The organism is Anaerotignum sp. (genome assembly GCF_045122575.1).
Classification (GTDB): domain Bacteria; phylum Bacillota; class Clostridia; order Lachnospirales; family Anaerotignaceae; genus Anaerotignum_A.
The window spans coordinates 1-10,055 of record NZ_JBGVHV010000074.1 but is presented as its reverse complement, the minus strand read 5'-3'; the positions used below and the strand labels follow the sequence as shown (position 1 = coordinate 10,055).

Below are 10,055 nucleotides of genomic sequence, written 5' to 3'. Positions count from 1 at the left end.
AAACTGCTGAACCGTATGGAGATGTTTTCTGCGGCAGTGATTTTTGCAGGGAAGGCACCCTATAAAAGAGGGGATGAAAGATATCCTTTTTCCCCTGACCGCAATTTCTATTATCTGACGGGTATTGACAGAGAGGACTGTATCCTTTTTCTGGCGAAAACCAGAACAGGCGTGCAGGAGACCCTTTATATCCCCAGAGATAACGGCGAAATGGCGAAATGGGTCGGCGCAAACATGACTGCGGAAGAGGCGACAGAAATCAGCGGCATTACAGATATTTCTGTCATCGATGCGTTTGAAGCGGATTTTGCGGCTTATCTTTTCAAAAACGGCATCAAAAAGATGTGGATGGATCTGGAAAACAGAGAATGGAACGATGCTCTTTCTCCTGCGCTGGAATTTGCGGAAAAAGTACGCAGACAGACCCCTCATATGATCATCGGTGATCTCTATCCTGATTTCAGCGAAATGCGTGTCATCAAGGAAGAATGGGAACTGGAACGGATGCGCAAGGCCATGGATATTACCCGTCTGGGTATTGAGGAAATGATGAAAGTGGCAAGACCCGGTATGATGGAATATGAAGTGGAAGCGGCATATGACTATGTGCTGAAGAAAAACGGCGTGAAGGACAGAGCTTTCGGTACCATCGCCGCCGGCGGGAAAAGAGGCACGATCCTCCATTATGATAAAAATAATCAGGAAGTGAAAGACGGCGAACTGATCCTCATCGATGCCGGTGCCCAGTGGGGCTGGTATGCAGGGGATATTTCCCGTACCTTCCCCATTAGCGGCAAATTCACAGAAAGACAGAAACTGGTTTACAACATCGTTTTGGAAGGCCAGAGAAGAGTCATCGAAGCCATCAAACCCGGTGTGCCCTTCAACAGCCTGAATGAACTTCTGAAAGATTATTATTTCGATGCGCTGAAGGAAATCGGTCTGGTGGAAACGAAGGAAGATGTGGCGAAATATTATTATCATGGGGTGAGCCATTACCTTGGTGCAGAAACCCATGACATCGGCAGATATATTGACCGTACCCTGCAGCCCGGTATGGTGCTGACTGTAGAACCTGGTCTGTATATCGAAGAATGGGAAATCGGTATCCGTATCGAAGATGATGTACTGGTAACGGAAGAAGGCAGAGAAGTGATGACTTCCGCCATGATCAAAACGGTGGAAGAAATCGAAGCTTTCATGGAGAAATACAATGGCTGATTTTAAGGAAACAGATTTATACGAGCCGATCCGTGCCTTTCTGGAGGAGGAAGGTTATCAGGTGCAGGCAGAGGTGAAGGACTGCGACATTGCTGCGGTGAAAGACGGGCACCTGGTCATCGTAGAACTGAAAAAAGCCTTTAACCTGAAACTGGTCTATCAGGGATTGGATCGGCAGAGTCTGACAGAGCATGTTTTTGTGGCGATTCCCCGCCCAAAAAAAGGCGCAAGGGAAAAAGCATGGAAAGATATGCTGAAATTATTGAAACGGCTGGAACTGGGGCTGCTGACAGTTGCGCTGGACAGCCCTTTAAAAACAGTGGATGTGGTGCTGGAGCCTTCCGACAGTCTTGCGTGGAAGAATCGCAAAAAACGGGAACGGGTGCAGGCGGAACTGGAAAACCGTCAGGTAGATGCCAATGTGGGCGGTATGACCCGCAGGAAAATCATGACGGCTTTTCGCGAGAAGAGTATTCGTCTGGCATGCCTTCTGGAAAGAGAGGGGCAGGTTTCCATGGCATCCCTCAGAGAACGGGGCATGGAGGACTATGTAGCCCTTTTCAGCAGAAATTATGATAAATGGTTTCAGAGAGTGGAAAAGGGTGTCTATGCCCTTTCGGAAAAAGGAAAAGAAGCTCTGGAGAATGAGGATTTTGCAAAAGCAGTAATGTTTTACAGAAATGAAAACATCTGATGGATTAGGAGGAATGAAAATGTCCGTACTGCAGGTTTTAGGAAATGTATTGTGGATCATCTTTGGCGGTCTGATTTCTGCTATCGGCTGGTTTCTGGCGGGGATCGTCTGCTATATTTCCATCATCGGCATCCCTGTGGGGAAACAGTGCTTCAAATTTGCGAAAATGGCGCTGTGCCCCTTTGGGAAGGTCATCGATTATGGCAACATGGGCAGCGGCTCTGTGATCCTGAATGTGATCTGGGTGCTGTTCTGCGGGCTGGAACTGGCACTGTCTTCCGTGGTGATGGGGATCACCTGCTGTCTGACGATCGTGGGCATCCCTTTTGGTATCCAGCATTTTAAATTTGCCATGCTGGCTCTGACTCCTTTTGGTGCCCGCATCCGCAATAAGGAAATGGTATGAGAAAGAAAATGAAATGGGTGAAACGGGGATTTTTTGCCCTGTTTTGTCTTGGATGTATGGGAATACTGGCTGTTTTTGGTTTGAGCAGTCATGTGAAAAATCATACGGCTGACAAAATCCTTACGGCAGAAGAAGCGGCAGAACAGGGAGCGGACTGTATACTGGTTCTGGGCTGTGGAGTCAGAGAAGACGGGACGCCCAGCCTGATGCTGCGGGACAGGCTGGAAACGGGGGTTGCTTTATATGAGGATGGTGCTGCACCGAAGCTTTTGATGAGTGGTGACCATGGCAGAAAAGAGTATGATGAGGTAAACCTCATGAAGGAATATGCCATGGAAAGGGACATCCCTTCCGCGGACATCTTTATGGATCACGCAGGGTTTTCCACCTACGAAAGCATGTATCGTGCAAGGGATATTTTCTGTGCAGAAAAAGTGATTGTCGTTTCTCAGAGATACCATTTGCCAAGGGCTTTGTATGTGGCGGAAAAATTAGGTCTGGAGGCTTATGGTGTTCCTGCACAGGAAGTGGAGTATCGTGGACAGGCCTATCGGGAATTTAGAGAGATGCTGGCTAGAGCCAAGGATTTCTGCACAGCAGTGGTGCAGCCTCTGCCGAAATATCTGGGAGAGGCGATCCCTATTACAGGCAATGGTGATCTGACCAATGATTAAGGAGGAATGGATATGATCGTAACAACAACACAGGCCATCGAAGGTAAAAAAATTGTGGAATACAAAGGCATCGTGTTTGGTGAAGTGATTTCCGGGGTAGACGTAGTGAAGGATATGGTGGCGGGACTGTCCAACTTTTTTGGCGGCCGTTCCAATACATACGAAACAGAACTTGTAAATGCCAGAGAAAGTGCCCTTCGTGAGATGGAAGAAAGAGCAGCAAAACTGGGTGCCAATGCGGTAGTCGGTGTGGATATCGACTATGAAGTACTGGGTGCCAATAACGGTATGCTGATGGTAACGGCATCCGGCACAGCAGTCAGATACGAATGATTGACGAACAATAAAAAACCTCAACTCGTCTGAGTTGAGGTTCCTTTTTTAGCCAAGATAATCTCTGGGGTTCTGATATACACCGTTCAGCTGGATTTCGTAGTGGCAATGGATGCCGGTAGACCAGCCGGTGCTGCCGGTGGTGGCGATGATATCACCTTTTTCGATTGTATCGCCTGCGTTTACAGTCAGTTCGTTGCAGTGTGCATACAGTGTTGTGAAGCCATTTTCATGGTCGATGACTACATAATAGCCGAATTCGGGGTGGAATGTGGCAGTTGTCACCGTGCCGGATGCAGTTGCATAAATGGGGATGATCTGGCTTTTTGTGGAAATATCCATGCCGTAGTGTTTTCTGCCGTCGCTGATGCAGGGATCTGCGGTGGGGTTGAATTCGGTGGAAACGATTCTGCTCTCCACGGGCCAGCCGCCGGGGATATGGTTCTGTTTTTCCAGTGCAGCGTTGATCTTATTGGAGATCACGGCAAAGGAAATATCTGTTTTATGCACCAGAGCATCGATTCTGATCAGATCGTCAGAATGGAAACCGTTTTTATCATAGGCTGTGACTACCACGTTTGTGAAGGTAGAACCTGCGGCATCTGCGGGCAGGGCTGCTTCGGAAGCGGCGGGAGCTGCAGCATAGGCAACGCCGCAAGCCAGCATGGCTGCTGCACAGAATGCTGTTGTAAAACGCAGTGCTTTCTGAGAAATATGGGAAATCAGGGAATGTTTTTTCTGTTCCTGAGAGATATGCTGATGTTTATTCATAAAGAAGATTCGCACCTTTCATATTTTGTATACAAACTGTATTATAAATAGAAAAATATGGTTTGTAAATAGAAAATTCAAAAAAACTTTAAAATTTGTAACAATTCGTTAATAATTAGTGGAGTAGACTTTATATGGATGATTGTGGTACAATATAATGTACGCAAAAAAGCGTAAGGAAGGGGGCTTTTTCATGGATCCGAAGGTGAAAACAGGTATCGGCGCGGCCCAGAAAGGGATCAGGATTGCCAAAACAGGTAAAAAAGCACTGGATATCAAAAAGAAACTGCCCGGTGGAAGGAAAAAAGCAGCATATAAGGCAATGGAAAAAGCTGCAAAAAAAGCGGCAAAGGCAGCCGTTAAGATGGAAAAGAAACAAAAGAGAACGGCAAGAAACAAAAAGGCTGTCCGGAATGGCAAAGGCATCGGGCGTGTGGCTCTGGCACTCTGGAACAGATATTTTTAACAATTTGTAACAATTAAGGAGGACGCCAAAAATGGACGATATGGAAAAGAAAGAAGAACTGGAACAGGAAATGCAGGAACCTGTTGCGGAAGAAATAGAAGAAACACCTGTGATGGAAGAAGCACCTGCGGAAGAACCTGCGGCGGAAACAGAAGAAAGCCCTGCAGAGAAACCTGCTGAAAAAGGCGGCAGCAATATCCTTGGCCTTGTTGTGGGGCTTGCACTGTTTATCGCTTTTCTGGCAGTGGTCTGGATGACGCCTGTGGGCAAAGTGGTAAGGGATACCGGGGTTTTCTATGCCAAGGATAACGACCTGTATTATTACGATATGAAAAATGAGCCTTATCTGGTGCAGGAAGATATTTCTGCCGGCGGCGGCTACAACTATTTCTATTCTGCATGGGGTGCCGGCGTGGCGAAAGATGCGGATGTGGCATATTACAGTGCGAATGTCAGTGCAGACGGATCCTTTGATCTTTACCGCAGAAATGTCAAGGATGCTTCTCAGGAAGGAACATGTATTGACAAAGGCGTTGTTGATTATCAGATGAGCAAAAACGGGGAAGTTGTTGCTTACGTGACGAAGAAAGGCGATGCGATGCAGCTGAAAATGAATCGCGGCGGCGAAAGCGAAAAGATCGCGGAAAATATTCAGCTGGAAGAAGATACCTATGCTCTGCGCGCAGACGGCAAATGGCTGGTATTCAGAGATGCTTATGACATGCTTTGTGCCGCAGAAGTGCAGAAAGACGGCGATGTCAATGTGGTCAAACTGACAGATACCTGCCCCCTGTATGCACTGTCCGAAGATACACTGTACTTCGTTTCCAAAGCGGATGAAATGTATAACATTTACAGCTATGACTTCAAAAATGAACCTGTTCTGGTGGCGGAAAACGCCCAGTACATGGAGCTGATGCCCAACGGCAGAGATCTGCTGTACGGCGTAAAACCCACAGAGATCATCCCTTATTCCGAACTGCTGGAAGATGATATGGCAGAGATCGATGCAAAAATGACAAAGGATGACCCCAACTACGACCAGAAACTGATGCGTGACGAACTGCGTGCGGCTATGAAGAGCGACAAAGGTCTGGAACCTCTGCTGCAGGAATACTATATCCTTTCCAACGGCAAAACAAAACTGGTAGCAGATAACGTAGTTTCTGCCATCGCAGTGAAAGACAGCGAAAAGAACTTCATCACAGGGTATCAGGCAAAACCTTTCCAGCCCCTGTATCTGTCTGTCATCGGCGGTGGTCTGGAAATGGTGGATATGATCTACTATATGTCCATCAATTACGGCGGCATGCAGCCTTTCCTGGCGGATGGGGCTGGCAATGTGGAAGTACTGAGTGATTCTGCAGTACAGCTGAATACGGTACAGGTTTCTCAGGACGGCAGCAAGGCGGCTTATCTGGTGGAAGATGCTAACGGCGGCAACACACTGAAACAGATGAAAATCGGCAAGGCGGCAGAAGCAGAAGCGGTACAGGAAAATGTAGAAGAATTTGCTTTTGCAGGCAGAAATGACCTGTTCTACTATTACGACTGTGCAAACGGCGCAGGCAAACTGGGCAAAGCAGGGGCAGGCGACAACAGCATTACAGATGCCAGCGGTGTACAGTTTGCAAAAGATGCAGGCAGAGTATATTATCTGCTGCTGGATCAGAAAACAGGCAGTGGCAAAATGGAATGGTGGGACGGCGAAAAACGTGAAACCATCGACGGCGGCGTATTTGCCTTCCAGTATAAAGGCAACGGCAAGGCAGCCCTTATCTACGGCTATGATGTGCAGAAATTGACCGGCGGTCTGGGCTATTATGACGGCAAGGGCGTAACAAAACTGGACGAAGATATCACAGCGATCTTTATTAACTGAGGTTGAGGAATATGAACGAAAGATTTGAAACATACGGCCCCGCGGAAACAGAAGCCTTCGGGGAAAAGATGGGGAGAGCCGCAAAGGCGGGGCAGGTTTACTGTCTCAGCGGCGATCTGGGCGTAGGGAAGACAGTCTTCACCAAGGGCTTCGCAAAGGGTCTGGAAGTGACAGAATATGTGACCAGCCCTACCTTTGCCATCGTCAATGAGTACGAAGGCAGACTGCCTTTGTATCATTATGATGTATACCGCATTTCCTGCGAGGAAGAAATGGAGGATACGGGCTACGAAGATTATTTCTACGGCGAAGGCGTTTGTCTGGTGGAATGGGCGGAACTGGTGAAAGACCTGATCCCTGCCGATGCCATCTGGATCACCGTGGAAAAGGATTATACAAAGGATGACGATTATCGTTGTATCACTTTGAGACAGGAGGACTGAGCATGAAAATTTTGGGGATCGATACCACAGGACAGACAGCCAGTGCGGCTCTGGTGGAGGATGATAAACTCATCTGCGAATTTACACTGAACTATAAACTGACACACAGCCAGACCATCATGCCTATGATCGCAGAGATCATCGAGCGTTCCGAAACAGACAAGGCGTCCATTGACTGCATCGCCTGTGCGGCGGGCCCCGGTTCTTTTACAGGCCTGCGTATCGGCGCGGCAACGGCCAAAGGCTTTGCGCTGGCGCTGGATAAACCATTGGTGGCAGTGCCCACCCTGGATGCTCTGGCATATAATATCTTTGAAACAAATAAGATCATCTGTCCCATTATGGATGCCAGAAGAAATCAGGTCTATGCAGCCTTTTATATGTGGGAAAACGGCAAAATGCTGCGCCTGACAGACCACATGGCAGAATCTATCGAACGTATCATGGAGATCGCGGAAATGCTGGAGCAGGAAGTGATCTTCCTGGGGGATGGTGTGCCTGTGCATAAGGCAAAACTGGAACAGAACCCCAATTTCCTCTTTGCCCCTGCCCACTGCAATATGCAGCGTGCATCTTCCGTGGCGGCATTGGGCCGTATTCTGGCAGAAGAAGGCATGGCGAAGAAGAGTGACGAATTCGAACTGATCTATCTGAGAAAATCTCAGGCAGAAAGAGAAAGGGAAGAACGTCTGGCGAAGGAGGAAGGGAAATGATCGAAATCGTTCCCATGACGGAAGAACATCTGGATGGCGTGGTGGAGCTGGAAGAAGCAACTTTTTCTATCCCCTGGCCTAGATCGGAATTTGAAAGAGAGATCAGGGAAAATAACATGGCGATCTATTATGTTGCCGTGGAAGATGGCAAGGTCATCGGTTATGCAGGCATGTGGCATGTGGTGGTGGAAGGCCATATCACCAATGTGGGGGTGCTGGAAGAAGCCCGCTGCAGGGGTGTCGGCAGTATGCTGATGGAAAAACTCATCGAAATTGCCGTAGAAAAGAAAATGTATGGCATCACACTGGAAGTGCGTATGGGTAATGCCCCTGCGCAGGCACTGTATCATAAATACGGATTTAAGGCGGAAGGTATCCGCAAGAATTATTATCCCGATACAAAGGAAGATGCCATCATCATGTGGAAATATTTTTCCGAAGAAAATTGAAGATAAATAAGCATTTTAGGGGCGTCGGGGATTTTTGTGATCCGCGGCGCTTTCTGTAAAGGAGATGAAAAAGCATGACAAAACCATTTGAGTTGGAATACACACAGCTGAAAAAAGGCTGTTTCCCCGATGATCTGGGTTTTCAGACCACGGCGGAAGTGAAACCGCTGGAAGGGGTCATCGGACAGGACAGAGCGGTAAAGGCCTTTGATTTTGGTCTGGCGGTGAAAATGAAGGGGTACAACATTTATATGGCAGGCCCCAGCGGCACGGGTAAGACCACCTATGCCCGCAGCAGTACGGAAAAACTGGCGGAAACAGAACCTGTGCCCTATGACTGGTGCTATGTCTATAATTTCCAGAGCCCCAGAAGCCCGCTGGCACTGCGCTTTGAAGCAGGCCACGGCAAGCAGTTCAAGGAGGATATGGCGGAACTGGTGCAGCTGTTCCGAACAGAACTGCAGAAGGCCTTCCGCACGGAGGAATATGATGCTCAGAAAATCGCTCTGGAGCGTTCCTTTGACGAAAAAAGAGATGCCCTGATGGCAGAAATGAGCGCCGTGGCGGAACAGCATGATTTTCAGGTGAAGACCACCAACTCCGGTGTGTTTTTCATGCCTGTAGTGGATGGCAAGGCCGTTGGCGAAGATGATTATGATGACCTGACGGAAGAACAGAAGGATACCATCGAAAAAAATTCCCAGATGGTGCAGGAAAAAGCCGGTTCCATCATGCGGGAATTGCGGGATCTGGATAAGGAATCCAAAAAACAGATGGATCAGCTGGATTATAAAACAGGGATGTTTGCCATTGGCCATCATGTGAATGAGGTGCAGGGGAAATATCAGCAGTACGAAAGGGTCATTTCCTATATCAAGGATGTGCAGGAAGATGTGCTGGAAAACATTGACCAGTTCATCGAGGAGGAAGACGGGGAAGAAGAAGGGTTGGCTTCTCTCCTGCCGATGCTGAACAAAAAGCCTGCGGAGGATGTGACGCTGAAATATAAGGTCAACCTCATCGTAGATCATAGTAAATCCAAGGGTGCGCCTGTTGTGGTGACATTCAATCCTTCCTACAGCAATCTGGTGGGGGAAGTGGAATATGACAGCGAATTCGGTAACCTGACCACAGACTTTATGAAGATCAAAAGCGGTCTTTTCCATAAGGCCAACGGCGGCTATCTCATCGTGCAGGCGCAGGATATCCTGTCCATGCCGCAGGCGTGGGAAGCTCTGCGCCGTGTCATCAAGACGAAAGAGATCAACATGGATTCCATCCGCGAACAGTTGGGGGCAGTGGTAGCGCCTACCCTGAAGCCCGAACCCATCCCCGCCAATATCAAAGTCATTATGATCGGCAGCAGCTATTATTATGATGTGCTGGATGAGTATGATGAGGAATTTGATAAATTCTTTAAGATCCGTGCGGACTTCGACTACGAAATGCCCAGAACCGGCGAGAACATCGAAAAGATCGCCCAGTTCATCAAGCGTTTCGTGGAAAGAGAAAAGACCATGGAATTCGATGTGAGCGCTGTCTGCGCCATTGTGGAATATTCTTCCCGCACGGCGGAACGACAGGATAAACTGTCCACCCGTTTCAACCATATGGCGGAAATTCTGTGTGAAGCAGTTACATGGGCGAAACTGGAAGGAGCGGAGCTGGTCACAGCGGCTCATATCAAAAAGACCATTGCAGAAAAAGAAGACAGACTGAAACTGTACGAAGAAAAACTGGATGAAATGCTGGAAGAAAATGTGATCATGATCGACACAGATGGTGCGGAAATTGGTCAGATCAACGGTCTGGCGGTGCTGGATATGGGCAGTTATGCCTTCGGCAATCCTTCCCGCATCACAGCAACGACCTATGTGGGCAAATCCGGCATTGTGAATATTGAAAAAGAAGCCCGTATGAGCGGCCAGACCCATGATAAGGGCGTGCAGATCATCACCGGTTTTCTGGGGCAGACCTATGCCCAGAACTTCCCCCTGTCTCTT

General features: G+C 48.2%; 12 protein-coding genes. 11 read left to right on the top strand and 1 reads right to left on the bottom strand.

The window, feature by feature from the left end; translation table 11 throughout:
• The 5 genes from ACJMLT_RS03425 to ACJMLT_RS03405 form a co-directional block, all read left to right on the top strand.
• On the top strand, positions 1-1,221 hold a 1,221-nt coding region (locus tag ACJMLT_RS03425), incomplete at its 5' end, for an aminopeptidase P family protein (protein WP_405726621.1).
• Positions 1,214-1,915, top strand: a complete 702-nt coding sequence (locus tag ACJMLT_RS03420) for a DUF2161 family putative PD-(D/E)XK-type phosphodiesterase (protein WP_405726618.1) — start codon at positions 1,214-1,216, stop codon at positions 1,913-1,915. The genes ACJMLT_RS03425 and ACJMLT_RS03420, both read left to right, overlap by 8 nt.
• Before the next feature lie 19 nt (positions 1,916-1,934).
• Positions 1,935-2,321: a YccF domain-containing protein gene (locus ACJMLT_RS03415; protein ID WP_405726615.1), complete on the top strand. Its 387-nt coding sequence runs from the start codon at positions 1,935-1,937 to the stop codon at positions 2,319-2,321.
• The gene (locus ACJMLT_RS03410) at positions 2,318-2,995 is read left to right on the top strand and encodes a SanA/YdcF family protein (RefSeq protein ID WP_405726612.1); all 678 of its coding nucleotides are present in this window, start codon (positions 2,318-2,320) and stop codon (positions 2,993-2,995) included. Before ACJMLT_RS03415 ends, ACJMLT_RS03410 begins: the two co-directional genes overlap by 4 nt.
• A 12-nt stretch (positions 2,996-3,007) precedes the next feature.
• On the top strand, positions 3,008-3,328 hold the full coding sequence (locus ACJMLT_RS03405) for a putative heavy metal-binding protein (protein WP_405726609.1): 321 nt from the start codon (positions 3,008-3,010) through the stop codon (positions 3,326-3,328).
• 48 nt (positions 3,329-3,376) lie between these two features.
• Here the strand turns inward: ACJMLT_RS03405 and ACJMLT_RS03400 are convergent, their stop codons facing one another.
• Positions 3,377-4,099 (bottom strand): M23 family metallopeptidase, encoded by a 723-nt coding sequence (locus tag ACJMLT_RS03400; RefSeq protein ID WP_405726606.1) that lies wholly within the window; start codon positions 4,097-4,099, stop codon positions 3,377-3,379.
• A gap of 193 nt (positions 4,100-4,292) precedes the next feature.
• Between ACJMLT_RS03400 and ACJMLT_RS03395 the strand changes: the two genes are divergently transcribed.
• From ACJMLT_RS03395 to ACJMLT_RS03370, 6 genes are all read left to right on the top strand, one after another.
• Positions 4,293-4,565, top strand: a complete 273-nt coding sequence (locus ACJMLT_RS03395; protein ID WP_405726603.1) for a hypothetical protein — start codon at positions 4,293-4,295, stop codon at positions 4,563-4,565.
• Between the two features lie 31 nt (positions 4,566-4,596).
• Entirely contained in the window at positions 4,597-6,447 is a 1,851-nt protein-coding gene (locus ACJMLT_RS03390) for a hypothetical protein (RefSeq protein ID WP_405726600.1), read from the top strand.
• Positions 6,448-6,458: 11 nt separating this feature from the next.
• Positions 6,459-6,890, top strand: coding sequence for a tRNA (adenosine(37)-N6)-threonylcarbamoyltransferase complex ATPase subunit type 1 TsaE (gene tsaE, locus ACJMLT_RS03385; RefSeq protein ID WP_405726597.1), 432 nt, complete (start codon positions 6,459-6,461; stop codon positions 6,888-6,890).
• A gap of 2 nt (positions 6,891-6,892) precedes the next feature.
• On the top strand, positions 6,893-7,603 hold the full coding sequence (gene tsaB, locus ACJMLT_RS03380; protein WP_405726594.1) for a tRNA (adenosine(37)-N6)-threonylcarbamoyltransferase complex dimerization subunit type 1 TsaB: 711 nt from the start codon (positions 6,893-6,895) through the stop codon (positions 7,601-7,603).
• Positions 7,600-8,052: a ribosomal protein S18-alanine N-acetyltransferase gene (gene rimI, locus ACJMLT_RS03375; RefSeq protein WP_405726591.1), complete on the top strand. Its 453-nt coding sequence runs from the start codon at positions 7,600-7,602 to the stop codon at positions 8,050-8,052. Before tsaB ends, rimI begins: the two co-directional genes overlap by 4 nt.
• Positions 8,053-8,126: 74 nt before the next feature.
• Positions 8,127-10,055 (top strand): Lon protease family protein (locus ACJMLT_RS03370; RefSeq protein ID WP_405726588.1); only part of this gene is annotated, 1,929 nt, incomplete at its 3' end.

Bases quoted from the DNA above. Each gene is read 5' to 3' on its own strand.
- rimI (WP_405726591.1), top strand. From the start codon at position 7,600: ATGATCGAAATCGTTCCCATGACGGAAGAACATCTGGATGGCGTGGTG.
- tsaB (WP_405726594.1), top strand. From the start codon at position 6,893: ATGAAAATTTTGGGGATCGATACCACAGGACAGACAGCCAGTGCGGCT.
- ACJMLT_RS03415 (WP_405726615.1), top strand. From the start codon at position 1,935: ATGTCCGTACTGCAGGTTTTAGGAAATGTATTGTGGATCATCTTTGGC.
- ACJMLT_RS03410 (WP_405726612.1), top strand. From the start codon at position 2,318: ATGAGAAAGAAAATGAAATGGGTGAAACGGGGATTTTTTGCCCTGTTT.
- tsaE (WP_405726597.1), top strand. From the start codon at position 6,459: ATGAACGAAAGATTTGAAACATACGGCCCCGCGGAAACAGAAGCCTTC.
- ACJMLT_RS03395 (WP_405726603.1), top strand. From the start codon at position 4,293: ATGGATCCGAAGGTGAAAACAGGTATCGGCGCGGCCCAGAAAGGGATC.
- ACJMLT_RS03400 (WP_405726606.1), bottom strand. From the start codon at position 4,099: ATGAATAAACATCAGCATATCTCTCAGGAACAGAAAAAACATTCCCTG.
- ACJMLT_RS03390 (WP_405726600.1), top strand. From the start codon at position 4,597: ATGGACGATATGGAAAAGAAAGAAGAACTGGAACAGGAAATGCAGGAA.
- ACJMLT_RS03405 (WP_405726609.1), top strand. From the start codon at position 3,008: ATGATCGTAACAACAACACAGGCCATCGAAGGTAAAAAAATTGTGGAA.
- ACJMLT_RS03420 (WP_405726618.1), top strand. From the start codon at position 1,214: ATGGCTGATTTTAAGGAAACAGATTTATACGAGCCGATCCGTGCCTTT.